The organism is Pseudomonas sp. JV245A (genome assembly GCF_032424515.1).
GTDB classification, from domain to species: domain Bacteria; phylum Pseudomonadota; class Gammaproteobacteria; order Pseudomonadales; family Pseudomonadaceae; genus Aquipseudomonas; species Aquipseudomonas protegens.
On sequence record NZ_VYKE01000029.1, the window covers coordinates 26,324 to 46,644 of the forward strand.

Genomic DNA, 20,321 nt, shown 5'->3' on the forward strand with positions numbered 1-20,321 from the left:
AGGCGTGCTGCAAAATCTGTGGCAGCCAGCTCCAGAGCCCATCCGGCCAGTCACTCCCGCCCGGTCGGCAAGAGCTCATTGCTGGCCTTGAGCCCTGACTGCAGCGCAGCCCAGAACTCGGCATTTTCATAGCCCATGGCCCAGACGCTGGTGCCGCCCAGGCCCAACCTGGTCACCAGGGCGGTCTTGGTCTTGATGCTGGCGGCATCGTCGTACCAGAGCACGGGTTGCGCTCGTTCCGGGGTCCATTCCACGCCATCGGCGAAGCTCTTGACCGGGCCCCAGGTGGCATAAGGCGTCGCAGAAGCGGCATCCCGGTGAGTGGCTGCCCGGTGCTCGGCAATGATTTCTTGATAGGCCGACCAGTGCACCCGGTTGCCGATGCTGTAGTCCTGGCCGTATGCGGGCAGCCCCGCCAGGACCTTGCTCGCCGGGACTCGGGAAACGGCGTAACTGAGCAGCGCCTGCTGCCAGTCGAAGCCCGATTCGGGGCCGGGCCAGGCTTCATTGTGAAAGCCGCCGCTGCTCCAGCCCGGCCCGACCTGGTCGTAGGTCATCACCTGGAAGTAGTCCACCGCCGCGCCCAGGGCCTTGTAGTCGTAGCCCTGCAGGTACTCAGGCTCGGTGTCGCTGAGCTTGGGCGGGATGCTGATGATCAGCTTCTTGTTGCCGGCATGCAGGGCGTTGCCCAGGGTTTTGACGAAGGCGCAAAACGCGGCGCGATTCCTGGGTTCGACCTTCTCGAAGTCCAGGTTGATGCCAGCGAATCCGCCCTCTTTGGCCAGCTTGACCAACTGCTTGACGGTGCCGGCGCTCAAGGCCCGGTCGTTGAGGATGGAGTGGGAAATAGCCGGGTCGAAGGCGCCGATGTCTTCGTTGTAGTCGGAAACAGTCGGGTACAGCGGCAGGGATTGGCTCTTGGCAAAGCGGATGATGTTCTGCGTGGTTTCGTTCATGCCGTCCTGATGCAGCTTGCCGGTGACGGTCAGGCCGTAGGTGCTGCCCAGGCCGACGGCGGACAGGTTGCGGTAAAACGCCTGCAGATTGCTGTAGGACGCTTCGACCTGGCCGTCGGTATAGGCCAGGACAAAGGGTGCCGCATGGGCGGCAGCGGCCAGCAGCAAGCTGCAGCCGACGATCAAGGTCCGGAGAAAATGCCGGATCGCCAGGGTGATGCCTGGTTTCATGAATACTCCTGTGGGCGGGTTGCCCCGTCAGTGGGGAAAGGGATCAAGGCTCAAAGCTGCTCGACCCTGAGGGGTTTGCGGGCCTGGGGCGGCTTGCCCTTGGCCTTGGCCTTGCCTTGCTTGCCGCCGTTGCACTGGACCGTGGTCGTCCATCCGGCCTGGGTGAACAACTGTTCGACCGAATCCACCAGATAGTCACCGTCGAGCCCGGCCTTGAAGCCCTGGGCATTGATCATTCGCTCGGCGAACAGATCGGTGCGCCCCGCAAGGTCCAGGCGCAGGCTGGCGGTGCTGCGGTTGAAGGCCGCCAGGCGCGCCTTGGCGGCCTGCTCGGCGGCAGACTGGTTCGGGTAGAGGTGGCGGTCGGTGTGCACGGCGGGCGAATCATCCGGCGAACCATCGTTACCCAGGTCGATGACCCGCAACTTTCCGCTCCTCGGGTCCTGGTGCCGGGTCTGCACTGCCTTGTGGGTGCTGCCGTCACTCAGGCGGAACTGGTAACGGCTGACATCGCCACGCCCGAGGGTGACAACCCCCAGGGCCTTGCCGCTGGCGCTCTGCCCGGCCTGGCGGGGCAACACCAGCAGCTTGCCTTCGGCCACCTTGGCGGTGCAGTCGTATTGCCGGGCCAGGCGGGTGATGAAGTTGAAATCCGACTCGTTGAGCTGATCGATGCGCGGCACCTTGATGACGAGCGGGCAGACCGGCTGCCATCCATTGCGCGCCGCCAGGTCACGGACGATGAGCTGCAGCGCAACGTTCTCCCAACTGCCGCTGCGGGTGGTCTTGCCACTGCCGCGCATGTCGCTGGCCTTGCCACGGATCTCGAGCGTATCGGGCGGCCCGTTCACCACCACTTCGTCCACGGTGTAGCGCCCCAGGCGAGTCAGCTCCTGGCCGGCGTAACCGAGGAACACTTCAATGCTCGCGCCGCGCCGGGGCAGCGCCACGGCGCCGTCGCGGTCATCGATGCGCAGCTCGAATTCATCCGACTCCAGGCCGGGCTTGTCCGTGGTGCGCAGGCTCAGCAAGCGGTCGTTGATCTGCGCGGTGATGTCCCGGCCATCGGCGACGATGCGAAACGCTGGGGTCATGTACCGTACTCCAGAAAAAGCCAACCCCGTGCTCGACGGGGTTGGGTAAAGGGGTTGGGGCTCAATCCCATAGCTGGACCCTGGCCTCGGCCCGGGCCGGCAGCTCCGGCAGCCGGATCAGCAGCCCGGCGCGAAACGGCTGTACCTCGTCGGCCAACCCCTGGTTGGCGTCCAGCACCGCCTCGACACAGCCGTTGAGGTGGCCGTAATACTGGTAACACAAGGTATCGAGCAGATCCCCGTCAGACGTTCTGCAAGTCGTCGCCATAGCTTACGAACTCCAATGAAAAACCTTGTTTGCGCGGGATACCGCCGGCCAGCAGGTGGCTCTGATCTTCCTCGATGCTGGTCAGGCACCAGGTGCCCAGCACTTCGCCGTAGCCGGTGGTCAGGCTCAGCGGCTGCAAGCGCCGCCCGATGCTGCGCAAGGTCTGCAACTGCCCCAGGCCGCCCTTGAACCCCGGAAACACCGTGCCTTTGAGAGAGATCCGCTCTTCACCCGGGCCCACCGCCTGCTGGGCGACACTGCGGCTCAAGCGCTCCTGACCGGCCCAGCGGAATCCGCTCTGCCGGCGCAGCGCCTCGAAGGCTGCGGTATCGACGTTGAAGTAGTAAGGCTGGGCGCCCGCCCCGAGCGGTTGCAGGATCAACAGGTGCGCGAAGGGCTTCACCGCCTCGGCCGCCGGAGTGGTCTGTTCGGCAAATGCGGCGGTCGGGAAGATGTTGCCCAGGGAAGGACTGATCTGCCCGCCGATCCGATTGATTGCCGCGCCGGCCTTGGCCACCTGTTCCTGCAGGGCACCAAGACGCTGCTGCATCTGCCCGGCCACGGTCACTGCCTGGCTGTACTTGGCCGCGACTTCCCCCACCACCGACTGCGCCGCACCGATACTGCGCATCGTGCGTTGCAGTTTGGCGCCCAGCGCCGGCCCGACAACGGGCAGGCTTTCAAGCTCCAGGGCGGCGCCGCTGATGTCGCTGATGGCGCCGTTCATGGGCCCGAGCATTTCATCAGCACTGCGCCGCCCCGCTTCCGCTGCCGCCACCAGGGAACCCAGCCCCGATTGCAGCTGTTCCATGTAAGCCATGCGATCTCCTTAAACGTGTGCGGCGTCGAACAGCTGGCGAGCGGCAGCCTGGCGGCTGAACTCGTCGAACTGCCAGCGCAGGTGGGGTTCCAGTTCCCGGGCCAGTTGCGCGGGGTCGCGCACATCACCCTGGACCGAGATCGACAAGTAGGGCGCGAAGCTGAACTGCTGCTCGATGACTGGAGGTACCTGGGGTTTGAGCGACTCCGGCGCGGTGATCGTGGCCGGCGCCGCAGCAGACGACGATGGGCTGAGCATCGAGCGCGCCGCCTGCCCCATCAGCGGGGGCGTCTGGCCTTTCTGGAAGGATTTGGCGATATCGCCCATGACCGGCGGGATGTTCTGTCCAGCGTTGCGCATCATCAGCGGGCCGGCTGCAGGCAAGTGCTTGAGCGACTCGTCGGAGCCGAACAGCTTTTTACCCAAGGCGCCACCGGCGGCCGAACCGCCCCAGGCACCCAGGGCGCCGCCCACCAGCCCGCCAATCACCGTGCCGATCACCGGCACCACAGAGCCAATGGCCGCCCCTGCTGCTGCACCCGCGGCGGCACCGGCAAGATTGCCCGCCGCCTCGCCGTAGCCTTCGGCTTTTTCATCCTGGGTCTGGGCATTCAGGTAAGTGTCCGCCACCTGGAAGCCCGCACCGAGCACCGAAAGGATCGCACCGCCCTTGAGCAAGGGCGCGACTCCCTTGGCCAGGGAACCGGCGCCTTTCATTACGGCACCAGAGGTGGCAGCCCCTCTGGCCACTCTCTCCAGGCCGCTGGGCGTCAAAGGGCTCTTGAAGCCTTTGCTGCCCATGCCCCTCGAACGAGGCTCGCGCCTGGGCGTCTTGCGCCCGCCACGGCCCTTGCGGCGTTTTTTGTCCGGGCCGCAATCGAGCATGGGCGCACAACAGTCGATACCGCTCGCAGTGCCACCAGAGGAGCGCTTCGCCATTTTGCGGCCAACCTGCAGTGAACCTCGAGCGACATTCAGCAGGCCCTTGCCAATGGTGTAGACAGCCATCAGCTTTTTCACCGCGACATAAGCGGCGCCCAGGGCAGTCACCCCCAGTACCAATGAGGGTGCCTTCTCCGCCAGTTCGGTCAGCTTGCCGACCACCAGCGTGATGCTTTGGGCCACCAGATCCGTGGCCGGTTGCAGGGCCTTCCCCACGGCAAGCATGCCACCGTCGACCGCCTGCGCGGTTTCCTTCCACAGCTGGGCGGAGGCTTGCCGACGCTCGGCCAGGTTCTTGTCGATAACCCCCGAAGCACTCAACGAGTCCTTCTTCAGTTGCTCGTATTGCTGCCGGCCCTGGGTGTGAGCCAGCAAGGCCGCCTTGATCTGCATATCGGTGAACAGGTCACCGGTACGCAGGGACTCTTCCAGAGCCTCGAGCATGGACTTGGCCTTCGCCGGATCGGTTTCCTTGCTGATCTGCGCCTGGGCCTCGGCCATCTTCGCGGCCTTGGCCGGGTCGATGGCCCTGACATAGCGCATGGCCAGGGCAAAGCTCGCCTCCAGGCTCGACATACCCTTCTGGATACCGGTGTTCAGCGACGCCTGATAATCAATGCCGGCATCTTCGTAAGCCTTGACCGCCTCACTGGAACCGATTTTCTCGATCCAGTTCTGCAGTTGACCGGCGGCCTGATCAGCACCGCCCGCGGTGTTCATCTGCACTTGCAGCATCGAGCCCAGCTGGCTCACCGCATCCATGCCGGTGAGCCCCTCCCCGCTCGCGCTCTCGAGCAGCGCCGGGAGCAAGCGCGCCATGTCGGCGGCCTCGAAATTGCCCGCCTGCCCCTGCAAGGCGATGGCCTCCAGGGCCTGCTCCATGACCTTGGGGTCGCTGATCCCGGCCTTCAGCTCAAGGGCCCGCATCAGGTTCGACGTATCTTCGATACCCGCGCCCTGCCCCACCGCGAACCTGGCCGCAAGCCCCGCGTAACCTTGCGCCTTGTCCAGCGACATGCCCTTGGCAGTCATCTGCCCCACCAGAGCCGCCACCTCGTTGCGGGCCATTCCCGTATTCCGTGAAGTCTGAACGACGCTGCGGCTCAGCTGCGCTTCCTGAGGTTGATTGGCCACACCGGCCTTGATAGCGATGTCACGGATCAGCGCCTGATAGTCGGCATTGATCTTGACCGGAATGGCCAGCTTGCCGACCCCGTCCTTGGCCAAGCCATACGCCGCCTTGAAGTCGGCCTTGCCCTGGTCGATCTGCTGGTGCCCCCGGGCCTGCAGAGCGGAGCCCCGGGCCACCTTACCCAGCGCCTGATATTCCTGACGCAGTTTATGTACCTGCACACCTTGCTGGCGCAGGCCATCACGGCTCTGTTCCAACCGGCGCAACAGCCCGGCGGCAGATGCAGCACCGGTGTCATGGGCCTTTTTCCATTCATCCTGCAGGCGCAGGGTCTGGCCAATGGTCTTTTCCAGTACCCGGGCCTTGCTGCCCTGCTGCTCCAGTTGCTTGATCCGGCCTTCCACCGTCTTGAAGGCGGCGTCCCACGTCGAACTGAGGGCGGTACCCACCACCACCAGCCCTGATTCCAGCTTGTTCGCCATCTGCTTCTCCTGCTCCTTGGGTGACGGGCTCAATCCGTGAGCCACCAGACCATGTCGGAAAACCTCATGGTCATGATTTCCTCGGCGGCGAAATGCAGCTCGCTGGCGAGCCGCTTCGCCGCCATCTTCATCACCGCAGGGTCAAAGCTCGTCGTCTTGCACCAGGCGAAAATAGCCGGCCTGCAGGCGCTGATAGTCCTTGAGCGCCATGCCCTCCAGATCCTTGGCACTGATTTGCGCCAGGCTGGCGAACAGCATCAGTTCGCGCTGTTCATCATCGCCGGCAGCCCCGGAGTTGGCCGCACGCACATCACGCACGGTGGGGGCGCGCAAGGTGACCTTGTCGCAGACCACGCCGTTCATCTCCACCGGCTTGCTAAGGCTGATCACGACGTTTTCCGCGCTCAGGGTCATCCACGCCGGGGTCTTGTTGATTGCTTGAGTCATGCTGGTGGTTTCCTTACAGGCCCAGGGCAGAACGTTGCGCGGCCAGTTGGTCGACGCCGTTGATCACGCGCTTCATGCCCAGGGCATCGATCTCGTAGATCAAGCGACCATCGACTTCCAGCTTGTAGTAGGTCAGGGCCACGTTGTGCTTGACCTCGGCCTTGTCGCCGGATTTCCAATCGCCCATGTCGACTTCCTTGAGCAAGCCGCGCAGGGTCACGATCACCGGCGTGACCTTGCCCTTGAGGCCCTTGAAGGCGCCACGGAACACGCCGTTGAAACCGCTGCCATCGGCCAGGCCGAACATCTTCAGCGACTCGCGGCGCACACCGGTGGTGGTGAAGCCGGCTTCCTGTTTTTCCATGCCCATGTCCAGCTCGACGGGCACATCCATGCCGCCGACCCGATGTTCCTCGGTCTTGAGGGTCAACTTGGGCAGGGTCAGGCTCGGCACGTCGCCTTGAAAGCTGATGCCATCGACGAACAGGTTCATGTTCGCCAGGGTTTCGGGAATCATTGCCATTGCTGCTGCTCCTTAAGCGGTGTGTTCGAGGACTTCGGTCAGCCACTGGTTGGTGACCTCGACGCGGAAGTTGGGGTTTTCGGCCGGTGGCACGTCGGTGAAGCGGATGTTCCAGTACACCTTGCCCTGCTCCAGCTGGCTGGCAGTGTTGAGTTCGGCGTCGGCGTAGACCTCGAAATTGATGATCGCGCCCTGGTTCTTCAGATCACGCATGAACGCCTGCAGGCCCTCGGTAACGTCCTTGACGTAGGTCGCGGTGATCGAGCGGTCCACTGCCCATTTGTGGCCGTAGAGGATCGCGTCCATGACGATGTCCATGGTCCGTACCCGGGTGACAAAGGCCCACTTCGGATCGCTGGACAGCGTGCGGTTGCCCCACAGGCGGAAACCTTCATCACGAATGATGGTTGTGATGTTGGCGTTGTTCAGCAGGTTGGCGCGGCAGGTTTCATCGCCGTCCAGGAACTCGATGGCACGCGCAGTGCCGGTGATGCCGACAAACTCCTTGTTCGACGGCGAGGCCCAGAAGCCGTACTCGTTGTCGGTCCAGGCAAACAGGCCCGCGACCCAGGCCGAAGCCGGCGCATCGACGGTGGCGCTGGCGCCGTTGTCCCAGTACTGAATGCCCGGGTCGACCATGTAGGCGCGCTTGGCGCCGAAGTGCTTGGCATACGCCATGGCCGCTTCGTCGGTGCTGTTGGGGCCATCGATGATCGCCAGGCCACGCAGCTTGTCGGCCAGGGCCACCAGCGCAGTACCGACCGCCTGGGTCGAACTGTGCTTGGGGGTCACCAGCAACCGCGGCTGGGCGTTGAAACGGCTCTTGCCATCCAGCAAGGCTTGCAGGCCGGTACGCTTGCCGTCGGCCAGCACCCCGCCGATGATCGCCGAGGTCTGCTCGGCCGCATCCGCCACCTTGGCCACGCCGCAAGCGACGATCACCGCCTTGGCCCGCTGGTAGATGGCCTGGCAGGCCTTGGTGATGGCCGCATCCGGGCCCCAGGCCGCGATAGCCTCACGCTCGTTGGTGATCAGCAGCAGGTCGTTGGCCTTGGCGCTGAAGTCAGGGCCTTCGGTGAAGGTATCCACCAGGCCGATGATCGAAGACGTGGGCAGCGAGATGGTGCGTGCGCCGGTGTCGACGTTGGTGACAGTAACGCCGTGGAAAAAACCACTCATGGATAAACTCCAGACATGAAAAAGCCCCGGGTGAAGGGGGCTCGTAGGGATGATTGATTAGTGGGAAGCGGGAAAGAAAACGCCCCGGCGGTGCGGGGCGTTTATCGGGTTTGTTCGGCGATCCAGGATGGAGCTGCCGGGCGGTGTTCGGTTTGTGGGAAGTGCGGGGATTGGGGCCAGTCGCGTAGGGATTGCATGTACATCAGAAGCTCGTTGAACTGCTGCTCCGAAAGATTGGTGGATACCTTCATTTCAAGCTGATCGTAATGGCGATCGCGCAGCCAGGTCACCGTCGTCAACTGCGCGGCACGCCAGAGTCGCTCATCGTCTCCAAGGCTGGAAGGTTCAACCATTGCCTGGAGTGCTTGAGGCAACTCCAAGGCGACAGCTGGAGCTGGGCGCATACTCTCGATGACTTGGGCCAAGGCCACGGCATCGATGTCGGGGGTGGTCAGAATCTCCTGGGGGATATAGTGGTTCAGCGTTACATCGCCCCAGTCGACAAGCATGGTGCCAGCGGTCGCCGACACAGAGAGAACTTTAAATCCATTCACAAGATATTCCCCTTTACTCGATCAGGGCTGTTGCCCGCTTCAAAGATCAAGTTGTTGCCATTTTTCTCAATCGAATAACCGCCAGCACCAGCGGGATTGGACGAGCCGACACCAGGGCTGCCCGGTGCTCCGCCGGCACCACCATTCCACCCGGCGGTGTACCAGCCGCCAGCGCCGCCAGCATCCAAAGTGCCGGCCGCTGGATAGCCATAGCCGTAAGTCGAGACTTGATACATCCCACCACCCACGCCACCAGGACGCCCCGCGCCGCCGCCACCGCCGGTGTGCAGTACGTTGGGCCAATAGGCATCCCCACCGCCCCCGCCGCCACCGAAAATGTACCCGTTACGGTTGTCCAACGTTGCTGGGTAATCCAGAACAAAGGCTGTAGCACCTGGCAAAGGGCGAGGAGGATAAGCCCCCGCGCCGCCCGCACCACGGATGTAGTGTTCATTGATGATTTTCAGTGTGGAGCCTGGGGGAAATACACCCGTTCTCAGTGAGTATCCAGCGCCACCGCCGTAGATCATTGCGCGATTGATAAAGAGATAATTGCGGGCTTTGGCGGGACGGCCCATGAGCTCAAAAATGCTCGCACCTGCTCGCTCCACCGTGTTGATAAACACAAACGTTCGCCGCCAGACCGTGCGCCACCCACTTTCGGTTTTGATGAACAGTTCCGCACCCTCTCGCCAGCCGTCTGCAAGCTTTACATAAGGCATGACACCAGGCCGGTAACCGCCATCCAGTTTTACGTGGAAGTTCATCATGGCTCCTCGTATTGCAGCCAAAGCGTACCGACCGCCCCCTCAGTGGGTTTAGGGGCATTTGGAGAGTAGATCAGCCGATTCGCCGGTAAAGCATCAGTGATGCCATATCCTGCAAGCGTGGTCGCTTTGTCTGCTTTTCGCGTCGGGTCAAAGTTGCCAGTATTCCATAGCAAGTTGCCAAAGACGGTGGCGGTCCTGTCGGCAAGACTCAAAAGAAGCGGTGTTGACGTTTCACCGCCATAACTTGCAAAAACCCTCACGTTGTTATTTAGAACATCCATGCGAGCGTCACAGGTGGGCGTCACCCAGCCAAACTCCGGCGAGTCGTTATTGTCACTCGACAGCAATACCGATCCCGTCAACCGTCCACCCGCTGTGGGAAGCAAATTGCTGACTGCGCTCGCCAGGTCAGTTTTTGTTACCCCGTCTGTAATCCCATATCCACCGAGAGTGGTGGCTTTTACTGCTTTGCCGGCAAGCGCATTCGTCACTGTCGTTGAAAAGCCAGGGTCATCGCCCACTGCGCCAGCCAGCTTTTTTAGCGTGTCGAGTGCAACAGGCGCCGCCGCTACGATGCTCTCCTTTGAAAGCTGTATGGCTGAACTGGTCTCTGACTTGGTAAATGCATCAGCAATGCCATAACCGGATAGCGTTGTGGGGTTGGTGCCACTGACAACTATGCCTCGCTTATCGATAGTGACTTGCCGATAAGCGCCGGCAACCTTATCCGCCGGAAGGGCTGCCACCAGGGAGTCATCCACATATTGACGAGTCGCCAGCACCACCGCCGGGTCGATCTTCAACACGATCTGCGCAGTGTTGGCGACGATGAAGTTCATGCGGATGACCTGGGTCTTGCCGGTACCCTGGGCCAGCAGGGGCTTGAAGCTTGGTGCGCAGTTGGCCACCGCCACCAGGTCGCCGTCTGCGTCGAGCAGGCCGATTTCACGGATCCAGCGCCCGCCGACATCAGGCGGAATCACCTGTTCGGTGATGATGATGTTGGGGTTGGCCGGATCAGTACGCACCTGATTGACCGGGGCACGTCGCCATTCGTTGATCAGCTTGGTCTGGGTTCTGTTCGGGATGGGGTCGGTGCCGTTGGCATCGCCGATAGCCATTTCCTTGAAGGTCCAGGGCGTGCCCAGGGCAGTGGCGTTGGCCTGTTTCGCCTCGCCCACCGCAGTGAGGATGGCGAAGAACTGACTGTTGGAATCGATCATGAGTACACATCCAGGGTGTCTGTTTCATCAATGCACATGACCTGGCCGTAACGGCCGATCACTTCAATATCGCGAGGGGTCGGGGGGTAAACGTCGAGTACTTCACCCTGGTCCACATAAGCGCCGTAACCGATGACACCGGAGGTTTCCAGGCTGATGGCAAGGCCCGTCATGTGCCGGCTCACCGGCCTGGCGTCATCGATCAGCCGGGTCAGTTCCTGGTACATCTGTTCGGTGATGCCGGTATCCAGCACCCCGACTTTCAGGGCAAAGGTGGCTGGCTCGCCTTCGGGAGCCATCTGCCACCACTCGACCACTTCAATCAGGTAGCCCAGCGGTTCCACCACACGGCGCAAAGCGCCGATGGTGCCCTTGCGGGCATGGATGAAGAACGAGGCGCGAATGGCATTGCGCTTGACCGTCTCGCTCCAGCGCGAGTCCCAGCGATCCACCGACCAGGCCCAGGCCAGCTGGGGCAGCAGGTGCACCGGGCAGGTCGAGGGGTTGTACAGGGTGCGCAACATGGTGGCGGTGTCGCTGCTGTTGGTCGCCTCCAGGGCGCGTTCCAAGAGTGTGCTGTTGCTTGGCAGCAGGCTGGTCATATCAGCTCCCCAAGGTAACGCTGTAGCCGGTGCAATACGCGGCCTGGGCCTTGCTCGGGACTATGTCCTGCCAACCCCGCAGTTCAACCCGGGCCACGCCGGCCACATGCAGCTGGGCATCGACGGCTGAACGCGCCACTTCGATGCCCAGGCGCCGGCGTGGGTTGACCCAGGCGGCCAGCTTGCGCTCGGCCTCTGCCAGGGCGGCATCGCTTTCCGGGCCCGGCCCTTTCATGTGCAGCACCGCGTCGATGCGATACGGCAGTATCTGGGCGCTGTTCACCGTGACCCGATCGCCTAGCGGTCGCACGTCCTCGTCATTGAGGGCCGCGGCGACCGTCGCCAGCAGTTCCGGCGCCGCTGCGCCGTCACCTTCCAGGCTCAGCACCGTAACCGTGACGCAGGCCGGTGACGGGCTTTCGGCCTCGGCGTCCGCCACCCGGGCCGAGGCATTGCGGGCATGCAGGATGTAGCTGTTGCGCGGCCCGGCGGTGGTCAGGCCTTCATAGGCCAGTTGGACACGCTCACGCAGTGCGTCGTCGGCTTCCTTGACCTGCGCCACAGGCGGTACCGCTTGCGGGTCACCGGCCTGGATCACCAGGCGCTGCAGGTTGACGTTGGCGGCCAACTGATCCAGGTCCGTGCCTTGGGCATGGGCCAGCAGCAGCGCCTTGGCCGCATCGTTGACCCGGGCCCGCAACAGCATGTCGCCGTAGGCCGACAGCTCCAGTTGCTTGGTGACCGGATCGCTTTCCAGATTGGCCGTCCAGTTGTCGCCCATATAGCGGCGAAAGGTCGCCAGCTTGCCCTGATACAGCGCTTCAAAATCCAGGGTTTCCAGCACCTGCGGCGCCGGCAGTGCCGATAAATCCAGCATGCTCATGCCGTCACCTCCAAAACCGCGTCATTACCCAGGTAGCGGCCCGTCAGTTGGAAACTGACCTGGCCCTCCACCACCGCTACAACCTTTACCCGCTCCAGCTTCAAGCGGGGCTCCCAGCGCAACAGCGCCCGGGCGACTTCTGCCTGAACCGCGCTTTTCCAGCCACCGGTCACCGGCAAGTCGACATAACGGCGCAGGTTGCTGCCGTATTCAGGAAGCATCCGCCGGCTGCCCAAAGGCGTGGTCAGGATGTCCTCGATGGACTGCCGCAAATGCTCGATGCCGGACAGCGGCAAGCCGGTACGGCGATCCATTCCGATCATCGTGTTACTCCTGCAACTGAAAGTCCGGATGCTGCTCCAGGTAGTCTCGGGCGATGGTGTCGCTGACCGGTACCGATACCTCGCCCTGGGCCACCGACAGCGCGCGGCCATCCGCCAGGATCAGAATGCGCGAGGTGTAGAGGGTGTCGCGAAAGACCGCAGCGCCACTGGTGGCCGTGCGGCCGGGCTTTTTTTTCGGGATTGCCATGCTTTTCTCCGGGTACAAAAAATCCGCATTCGGCAGATTGATCGGGTTTATCGGGGTTGTAGGTTGGGTGGCCGGCGTTGATCGCCAAGGCGTCACTGCGGTGGAGCGGTTGCTCCAGGGCCGGGCATCACGGCTGGGTGGATGTGGGTCGAGCCGACATTCACCCCGTTGTGCTTCAAGCTCGCACCGTTGATTTGCACCTCGCCATTCAAGGTGATTGCCCCCGTCAGGGTGATGCTGTCGGCGTTGCCGGTAATGCTGCTGTCCGTCACCAAGACCGAACTGGTGCCGACCTGAATCGTCACCGTGCCGCTGGGCAGGGAGATGCTGTAGCTCTTGGCCTGCCAGTCGTAGACCAGCGAGCCGCCATCATCGAAGCGCCAGACCTCGACGTGCTCGCGGTTATCCGGCTGGGCACCGGCATCGCCATACAGGCCGGGAACGAAGGTGCCCTGCGCCGGCTCGCCACTGGGGCTGATCAGTACGCCCTGTTCCCCCAGGCTCGGCGCCCGCCAGTGCCGGGCCTTGCCGGCGGCCTGGCTGTGCCAGCGAACCCAGGCGCTGGTCCAGCCCGCGCCATCGGATACCCGCAGTCTGCCCGCGGCAAGGTCCACGCCGACCACAGCGCAAGGCAGGATCAGGCCAGAAAGCATTCGGTCGTGAGTTGCGGTGACGTAATTCACGACATCTGCTCCGGCGCCTGATAGTGCCCCTCGTGACCGGGGCCGGTGTCGGGGCTGAAACCCAATACCAGTGTTCCCGGGGGTTGATCGGGCCAGGGCCATTGTTCCTGGCCCAGGTAGATGGACTGCTGCCATTGCACGGTCCACTCGGTTTTCGGCGCCGAATCCACGGCCGTGCCGGCTGGTTTGGCCCACACCGCCTTCGCACTATCGACAGAATCAAGATTCCAGTACTGGCAACGCAGCAGGTCCATGAGCTGCGCTGCCAGAACAACCGCCTGCAAGGAGGCTTGCGCAAGGCTCGGGTCAACCCGCACCCGGGCCTGGAAGGTCGCCCGCAGGCAACTACGGCCGTCGCCCGGATCAGCTCCCGGGTCCATGCCGGTGATTGCAAAGTAGATCGCTGTCTCGGCGGAGCCATCAACGGTCTCGGGAAATGCCTCGACCTTGTGCAGATGCGGCATGGCCGTCTTGATCGTGGACGTGATGGCCTCGGGTAGCTGCGTCAGTACGCTCATTGTCTGCTTCCAGAATCAGGCCGAAGCGGCCCCGGCGGCGAAAGCCCGGGGCGCACGACCGTGTTGAGGGCGGTAGCCGCCCGGTGAGTCAAGGCTGGTCCGAATGGGAATCCCGGGAAGGCGGTTCGCATACCCCGATGCGCTTGGCCGCCCAGCGCTCATAAAGGCCGATGGCGACGTCGGCGCCGGCCATGGCGGTCAGGCAACCGAAGGCGCAGGCGGTCCAGATCGACACGCCGGCGGCATACAGCAGCATGATCGCCGAGACCCCACAGACCACGCAGGCCCCGGAGCGCAGCGCCAGGCGCCGCAGCAGCGACCAGCCACGGGCGCCCTCCTTGTCGGCGCGCCACATTTCGCCGGAAACGCCACCGACCAGGGCCAGGACGATGACCAGCCAGATCGGCATGTCCAGCAACGCTTGTTGCTCGTTTGTCATTCACGTCTCCCGTGCGGATTGAGGCCAGCGAAATGGCCGGTTGATAGAAGGCTGATAACGATGTTTCAAAGGGTCCCTGCCTGTTGGTGGCCCACGTTAGGCAGGCATTCCAAAAAGCCCGGTCGCCCGGGCTTTTCAGTAATGCAAACCTTGGTCTTTCGGCACTACTGGTGCGGTACGGACCTATTCAAATTGTTCCTCCGACCGCGACCCTGTCCGCCGGATAACTGCTTCTGGTGCTTTACGCTGCACACCCGGGCCAGTTGCCAACCCTCTGAACCGTCGAGGCCGGTTCATCGCTGCCTTTGCTTTGCCACTAAAGAGCGTCTTTGCAGCCGCTGTTGCGCGGCTTGAGGCTCATATTATGCATTCATGCATATGCAGTCAATGCGCAAATGCATTTATTTATGCGCAAGATTTGCTGAAATGCATGGAAGGCGCATAAACAAAGGGCTGGGGATTTTTCGCGGGCAAAAAAAAGCCCGCTCAAGGGCGGGCTTTGTTCAAGAGGGCTGGCTTAGCGGGCGTACATGCCCCACCAGAAAACGTGACCGAGGATGCTGATCTGCTCTTCCTGGATCTCCTGGAAGCTGTAGTCCTCATCCGGATGTTCATCGCGGTTGAAGCTGCGCAGGCGGATCCCTGTAGGTAGGCGATACAGCTGCTTCACCCGCAATTGGCCGTTGTGGTTGATCGCGTAGAGGTCGCCATCAACGATGTCGCCAATTGCGCATTTGCCGGCATTGACGCCCACCGTGGCGCCGTCCCGCAGCACCGGCAACATGCTGTTGCCACGCACCGTGACGCACTTGGCCTGGTCGAACTGCACGCCGTTGTGCCGCAGGCTGCGCTTGCCGAAGCGCAGGCTGGCGCGTTCGCTTTCCTCGATGACGAATCTTCCTGATCCAGCAGCCAATTCAACCTCGCGCAGAAAGGGAACCGACACCTCGTCGTCATCGACAGGGGTATCGTCGTCCCACAGGCTTATGTCCTTGAGTTCCGAATGAATCTCGTCACGGGGCGCAGCAGCCCGGGCAGGCGCGATATCCACGCGCCCACGCAACTGGTCGGTGCTCACCTGGAAGTATTCGGCGATCCGCGAGATGTGCTTATCCGAAGGATCGACGATCTTCCCGCTGAGAATCCGCGAGAGGGTGGATTGAGGCACACCGGTGCGACGGTGAAGCTCCGTGGGGGAGATTCCGTCACGATCCAGCAGCTCTCTTAAGACGGTAGAAACGTTGCGTATTTGCATAGAACGCATATTGCTCGAACTTTTAGTCAATGACAAATGCTGTTTTGCATATTTGTGCTGCATTTACCGGACAACCACAGGAGCGCCTTGGTGCCTGCGAGGCCGGGGCACCCATGGTAACCTTGCCGCCATCTGCAAAAAGCCGAGCCCAGCGCTCCTTTGCTTCACCCATTCAACGAATCCGCCTGAATACCGATGAGTAAAAATACCTCCGATCTGTCCTCCCACACGCCGATGATGCAGCAGTACTGGCGCCTCAAGAACCAGCACCCTGATCAGTTGATGTTCTACCGCATGGGCGACTTCTACGAGATCTTCTATGAAGACGCGAAGAAGGCCGCCAAGCTGCTGGACATCACCCTGACGGCGCGCGGGCAGTCGGCCGGCCAGGCGATTCCCATGTGCGGTATTCCTTACCACGCCGCCGAGGGCTACCTGGCCAAGCTGGTAAAGCTCGGCGAGTCGGTGGTGATCTGCGAACAGGTGGGGGACCCGGCGACCAGCAAGGGCCCGGTGGAACGCCAGGTGGTGCGTATCATCACGCCAGGCACCGTGAGTGACGAGGCTCTGCTGGATGAGCGCCGCGACAACCTGATCGCCGCCGTGCTGGGCGACGAGCGTCTGTTCGGCCTGGCGGTGCTGGACATCACCAGCGGCAACTTCAGCGTCCTGGAGATCAGGGGCTGGGAGAATCTGCTGGCCGAGCTGGAGCGGATCAACCCAGTGGAGCTGCTGATCCCCGACGACTGGCCACAAGGCTTGCCGGCAGAAAAACGCCGCGGTGTGCGACGCCGTGCCCCCTGGGATTTCGAGCGGGACTCGGCGCACAAGAGCCTCTGCCAGCAGTTCTCTACCCAGGACCTCAAGGGCTTTGGCTGCGAAACCCTGACCCTGGCCATCGGCGCCGCCGGTTGCCTGCTCAGCTATGCCAAGGAAACCCAGCGTACCGCCCTACCCCACCTGCGCAGCCTGCGTCATGAGCGCCTGGATGACACCGTGGTGCTGGACGGTGCCAGCCGTCGCAACCTGGAACTGGACACCAACCTGGCGGGCGGGCGCGACAACACCCTGCAATCGGTGGTCGATCGCTGCCAGACCGCCATGGGCAGCCGTTTGCTGACCCGCTGGCTGAACCGCCCGCTGCGCGACCTCAAGGTCCTGGAAGCGCGCCAGTCCTCCATTACTTGCCTGCTGGACGGCTACCGTTTCGAACGGTTGCAACCGCAGTTGAAGGAAATCGGCGATATCGAGCGGATTCTGGCGAGGATCGGCCTGCGCAATGCCCGTCCGCGGGACTTGGCCCGTCTACGTGATGCCCTGGCTGCACTGCCGGAGCTGCAAGAAGCCATGACCGAACTGGAGGCCACTCACCTCAATCAGCTGGCTGCCACCACCAGCACCTACCCGGAGCTGGCCGCTCTGCTGGCCAAGGCCATCATCGACAACCCGCCGGCGGTGATCCGTGACGGCGGTGTACTCAAGACCGGCTACGACGCCGAGCTCGACGAGCTGCAGTCGCTGAGCGAGAACGCCGGACAGTTCCTGATTGACCTGGAAGCCCGCGAGAAAGCCCGTACCGGCCTGGCCAACCTCAAGGTCGGCTACAACCGTATCCATGGCTATTTCATCGAGCTGCCAAGCAAGCAGGCCGAACAGGCCCCGGCGGACTACATTCGCCGCCAGACATTGAAAGGCGCCGAGCGCTTCATCACTCCGGAACTCAAGGCGTTCGAAGACAAGGCGCTATCGGCCAAGAGCCGTGCCCTGGCCCGGGAGAAGATGCTCTACGACGCGCTGCTGGAAACCCTGATCAGCCATTTGCCGCCGTTGCAGGATACCGCTGGTGCCCTGGCTGAGCTGGACGTGTTGAGCAACCTGGCCGAGCGCGCCTTGAACCTGGACCTCAACTGCCCACGTTTTGTCAGCGAGCCTTGCATGCGCATCACCCAGGGTCGTCACCCGGTGGTGGAGCAAGTATTGACCACTCCGTTCGTGGCCAACGACCTGAGCCTGGACGACAACACGCGGATGCTGGTGATCACCGGCCCGAACATGGGCGGTAAATCCACCTATATGCGCCAGACGGCCCTGATCGTGCTGCTGGCCCATATCGGCAGCTTCGTCCCGGCGGCGAGCTGCGAGCTGTCCCTGGTGGACCGGATCTTCACCCGTATCGGCTCCAGCGACGACCTGGCCGGCGGCCGTTCGACCTTCATGGTGGAAATGAGCGAAACCGCGAACATCCTGCACAACGCAACGGAACGCAGCCTGGTGCTGATGGACGAAGTGGGACGCGGTACCAGCACCTTTGACGGACTTTCCCTGGCCTGGGCTGCGGCAGAACGTCTCGCCCACCTGCGCGCCTATACCCTGTTCGCCACCCACTATTTCGAACTGACGGTACTGCCGGAAAGCGAGCCGCTGGTGGCCAACGTGCACCTCAATGCCACCGAGCACAATGAGCGCATTGTATTCCTGCACCATGTCCTTCCAGGCCCAGCCAGCCAGAGCTATGGGCTGGCGGTAGCCCAGCTGGCCGGGGTTCCCAGCGCAGTCATCACCCGCGCCCGGGAGCACTTGAGCCGCCTGGAAACCACCAGCTTGCCCCATGAAGTGGCGCCTCAAGCGCCGGGCAAACCCTCGGTTCCGCAACAAAGCGACATGTTCGCCAGCCTGCCGCACCCAGTGCTCGACGACCTGGCCAAGCTGGATCTGGATGACATGACGCCACGCCGAGCGCTGGAAATGCTCTATACATTGAAGACACGCATCTAACGCGAACGCCTTCAAGCTGTTAGAATCTCGCGCGGTTTGGGATGCTGCGGACTATTAGCCTGGTTGCGCAGACTATCGCTCCCAAACCTGGCGACCCCGTCATGTAGGGGCTCCGCTGCCGCCGCCTGAGGAGAGAATTAGAAATGACCTTCGTCGTCACCGACAACTGCATCAAGTGCAAGTACACCGACTGCGTAGAAGTCTGTCCGGTGGACTGCTTTTACGAAGGCCCGAACTTCCTGGTGATTCACCCGGATGAGTGCATTGATTGCGCACTGTGTGAGCCTGAATGCCCCGCTGTAGCGATTTTCTCCGAGGATGAAGTCCCGGAAGAGATGCAAGAATTCATTCAGTTGAACGTCGAGCTGGCAGAGATCTGGCCGAATATCACTGAAAAGAAAGATCCGTTGCCGGATGCCGAAGAGTGGGATGGCGTCAAAGGCAAGATCAAGGATCTCGAACGCTGATTGCAGCTGCGTTCCCAAAGGCCCCTTGCGGGCCTTTTTGCGTTTCTGGGGCAAGGAAATGCCGGCGGGACTTTTCGACAGACGAAAAAAAGGGGCGGTATGACCCGCCCACATTTTTCCCTAGTCCCTGTGTTCCTTTTCATCGTCCTGATGAATCGCTTCCTGCGATGTCCTGACCATCGTCCTTGATGGCTGTGTCTATCCGTCGACACAGGGCTGATATTAGAGAGTTCCCCGGCAAGAGCAATCGCACTATTCGTGTGAAACTTTGTCGAAACTCATAGCCTTTCATAAAAAATATTATATAAATCAATAATATAAAAAACAGCCTACGCAAAACTAGACAACGCAGAAGTAGCCGAGAACCGAATGCGTACGAAAAAGTAATCTTTGGCTTACATGACGGTTGAGAGTTAAGCCAACTTCTCTGGCAATAGCCCATTCAAAACCACAAGCTGCGTGCAATAAAAAGCCCCGAGTCGATCGGGGCTCTTGTGAATCGATCCAGTGGCTACTGAAACAGCGACTCACTGGACAATCCATTCTTCTCGAGAATTTCCCGAAGGCGCTTGAGCCCTTCAACCTGGATCTGCCGAACCCGTTCACGGGTCAGACCGATCTCCAGGCCCACATCTTCAAGGGTGCTGCTCTCGTGTCCACGCAGACCGAAGCGTCGCACCACCACTTCGCGCTGCTTCTCGGTCAATTCGGAAAGCCACTGATCGATACTTTGTGACAGATCGTCGTCCTGCAACAGCTCACAAGGATCTGTCGGACGGTCGTCGGTCAGGGTATCCAGCAGGGTCTTGTCCGAATCCGGGCCCAGGGAGACATCAACCGAAGAAACCCGCTCGTTCAGGCCGAGCATGCGTTTGACTTCGGCCACCGGTTTCTCCAGCAGGTTGGCGATTTCTTCGGGGGAGGGTTCATGATCGAGTTTTTGCGTCAACTCACGGGCGGCGCGCAAGTAGACGTTGAGTTCTTTGACCACATGGATCGGCAACCGGATGGTCCGGGTCTGATTCATGATGGCCCGCTCGATGGTCTGACGAATCCACCAGGTGGCATAGGTCGAGAAGCGGAAGCCGCGTTCCGGATCGAACTTCTCCACCGCTCGGATCAGCCCGAGGTTGCCCTCTTCGATCAGGTCCAGCAGCGACAGGCCACGATTGACATAGCGCCGGGCGATTTTCACCACCAGCCGCAAGTTGCTTTCAATCATGCGCTTGCGCCCGGCCGGATCACCACTTTGCGACAACCGCGCAAAGTGCACTTCCTCTTCGGGGGAGAGCAATGGAGAAAAACCAATTTCATTGAGGTACAGCTGCGTGGCATCGAGTGCACGCGTGTAATCAATGTATTTGTGTTGCTTTAATGAAGCGGAGCTTTTGGATTTGGTGCGAACGGAAGGTGGAGTTGCCCCCTCATTATTCGACATCGAATCCATATCGATGCTGCTCTCCATAAGGAGAACCTCATCGTCGATGTCAAACTCCGGCACTTCTTTACTGAGAGCCATTGTTATAGTCCTTTGGTGAGTTCGACCT

At 61.8% G+C, this 20,321-nt stretch carries 22 protein-coding genes; 2 read left to right on the top strand and 20 right to left on the bottom strand.

Features of this window, described 5'->3' with window-relative positions; all coding sequences use genetic code 11:
- Positions 1-50: 50 nt before the first annotated feature.
- The 19 genes from F6S12_RS11425 to F6S12_RS11515 form a co-directional block, all read right to left on the bottom strand.
- Complete coding sequence (locus tag F6S12_RS11425) at positions 51-1,187, bottom strand: glycosyl hydrolase family 18 protein (protein WP_161466259.1); 1,137 nt, start codon at positions 1,185-1,187, stop codon at positions 51-53.
- A gap of 50 nt (positions 1,188-1,237) precedes the next feature.
- The gene (locus tag F6S12_RS11430; protein WP_161466258.1) at positions 1,238-2,281 is read right to left on the bottom strand and encodes a phage late control D family protein; all 1,044 of its coding nucleotides are present in this window, start codon (positions 2,279-2,281) and stop codon (positions 1,238-1,240) included.
- Positions 2,282-2,342: 61 nt separating this feature from the next.
- Positions 2,343-2,549, bottom strand: coding sequence for a tail protein X (locus F6S12_RS11435; RefSeq protein ID WP_015634359.1), 207 nt, complete (start codon positions 2,547-2,549; stop codon positions 2,343-2,345).
- Positions 2,524-3,369, bottom strand: coding sequence for a phage tail protein (locus F6S12_RS11440; protein ID WP_169892696.1), 846 nt, complete (start codon positions 3,367-3,369; stop codon positions 2,524-2,526). Before F6S12_RS11440 ends, F6S12_RS11435 begins: the two co-directional genes overlap by 26 nt.
- Positions 3,370-3,378: 9 nt before the next feature.
- Complete coding sequence (locus F6S12_RS11445; protein WP_072451153.1) at positions 3,379-5,925, bottom strand: phage tail tape measure protein; 2,547 nt, start codon at positions 5,923-5,925, stop codon at positions 3,379-3,381.
- A 141-nt stretch (positions 5,926-6,066) separates the two neighbouring features.
- The gene (locus F6S12_RS11450; protein ID WP_053156568.1) at positions 6,067-6,372 is read right to left on the bottom strand and encodes a phage tail assembly protein; all 306 of its coding nucleotides are present in this window, start codon (positions 6,370-6,372) and stop codon (positions 6,067-6,069) included.
- 13 nt (positions 6,373-6,385) lie between these two features.
- Positions 6,386-6,895 (bottom strand): phage major tail tube protein, encoded by a 510-nt coding sequence (locus F6S12_RS11455; protein ID WP_015634355.1) that lies wholly within the window; start codon positions 6,893-6,895, stop codon positions 6,386-6,388.
- Positions 6,896-6,907: 12 nt separating this feature from the next.
- Positions 6,908-8,074 (bottom strand): phage tail sheath family protein, encoded by a 1,167-nt coding sequence (locus F6S12_RS11460; protein ID WP_053156567.1) that lies wholly within the window; start codon positions 8,072-8,074, stop codon positions 6,908-6,910.
- Positions 8,075-8,175: 101 nt separating this feature from the next.
- Positions 8,176-8,628: a phage tail assembly chaperone gene (locus tag F6S12_RS11465; RefSeq protein ID WP_141323252.1), complete on the bottom strand. Its 453-nt coding sequence runs from the start codon at positions 8,626-8,628 to the stop codon at positions 8,176-8,178.
- Positions 8,625-9,395 (bottom strand): hypothetical protein, encoded by a 771-nt coding sequence (locus F6S12_RS11470; RefSeq protein WP_161466256.1) that lies wholly within the window; start codon positions 9,393-9,395, stop codon positions 8,625-8,627. Before F6S12_RS11470 ends, F6S12_RS11465 begins: the two co-directional genes overlap by 4 nt.
- On the bottom strand, positions 9,395-10,621 hold the full coding sequence (locus tag F6S12_RS11475; RefSeq protein ID WP_161466255.1) for a phage tail protein: 1,227 nt from the start codon (positions 10,619-10,621) through the stop codon (positions 9,395-9,397). The genes F6S12_RS11470 and F6S12_RS11475 overlap by 1 nt, the downstream gene beginning before the upstream one ends.
- Entirely contained in the window at positions 10,618-11,223 is a 606-nt protein-coding gene (locus tag F6S12_RS11480) for a phage tail protein I (protein ID WP_093404415.1), read from the bottom strand. The genes F6S12_RS11475 and F6S12_RS11480 overlap by 4 nt, the downstream gene beginning before the upstream one ends.
- Position 11,224: 1 nt before the next feature.
- Positions 11,225-12,106, bottom strand: a complete 882-nt coding sequence (locus tag F6S12_RS11485; RefSeq protein WP_019093191.1) for a baseplate J/gp47 family protein — start codon at positions 12,104-12,106, stop codon at positions 11,225-11,227.
- A complete protein-coding gene (locus F6S12_RS11490) occupies positions 12,103-12,429 on the bottom strand; it encodes a GPW/gp25 family protein (RefSeq protein WP_015634349.1) in 327 nt (108 codons plus the stop codon). The genes F6S12_RS11485 and F6S12_RS11490 overlap by 4 nt, the downstream gene beginning before the upstream one ends.
- 4 nt (positions 12,430-12,433) lie before the next feature.
- Positions 12,434-12,637, bottom strand: a complete 204-nt coding sequence (locus F6S12_RS11495; RefSeq protein ID WP_125062637.1) for a hypothetical protein — start codon at positions 12,635-12,637, stop codon at positions 12,434-12,436.
- Between the two features lie 92 nt (positions 12,638-12,729).
- Positions 12,730-13,320: a phage baseplate assembly protein V gene (locus F6S12_RS11500; RefSeq protein ID WP_041751979.1), complete on the bottom strand. Its 591-nt coding sequence runs from the start codon at positions 13,318-13,320 to the stop codon at positions 12,730-12,732.
- Positions 13,317-13,838 carry a hypothetical protein gene (locus F6S12_RS11505; RefSeq protein WP_161466254.1) on the bottom strand — a complete coding sequence of 174 codons (522 nt, stop codon included), beginning with the start codon at positions 13,836-13,838 and terminating at the stop codon, positions 13,317-13,319. The genes F6S12_RS11500 and F6S12_RS11505 overlap by 4 nt, the downstream gene beginning before the upstream one ends.
- A gap of 88 nt (positions 13,839-13,926) precedes the next feature.
- The gene (locus F6S12_RS11510; RefSeq protein ID WP_011059558.1) at positions 13,927-14,277 is read right to left on the bottom strand and encodes a phage holin family protein; all 351 of its coding nucleotides are present in this window, start codon (positions 14,275-14,277) and stop codon (positions 13,927-13,929) included.
- 517 nt (positions 14,278-14,794) lie between these two features.
- Positions 14,795-15,541 carry a helix-turn-helix transcriptional regulator gene (locus F6S12_RS11515; RefSeq protein ID WP_019093195.1) on the bottom strand — a complete coding sequence of 249 codons (747 nt, stop codon included), beginning with the start codon at positions 15,539-15,541 and terminating at the stop codon, positions 14,795-14,797.
- A 186-nt stretch (positions 15,542-15,727) separates the two neighbouring features.
- Between F6S12_RS11515 and mutS the strand changes: the two genes are divergently transcribed.
- Together mutS and fdxA are read left to right on the top strand one after the other, a co-directional pair.
- Positions 15,728-18,307: a DNA mismatch repair protein MutS gene (gene mutS, locus F6S12_RS11520; RefSeq protein ID WP_152685987.1), complete on the top strand. Its 2,580-nt coding sequence runs from the start codon at positions 15,728-15,730 to the stop codon at positions 18,305-18,307.
- A 143-nt stretch (positions 18,308-18,450) separates the two neighbouring features.
- Positions 18,451-18,774, top strand: coding sequence for a ferredoxin FdxA (fdxA, locus tag F6S12_RS11525; protein WP_011059555.1), 324 nt, complete (start codon positions 18,451-18,453; stop codon positions 18,772-18,774).
- A gap of 511 nt (positions 18,775-19,285) precedes the next feature.
- On the opposite strand, the gene rpoS is transcribed toward fdxA, so the two are convergent.
- On the bottom strand, positions 19,286-20,293 hold the full coding sequence (gene rpoS / locus F6S12_RS11530) for an RNA polymerase sigma factor RpoS (RefSeq protein WP_011059554.1): 1,008 nt from the start codon (positions 20,291-20,293) through the stop codon (positions 19,286-19,288).
- Between the last annotated feature and the right edge of the window lie 28 nt (positions 20,294-20,321).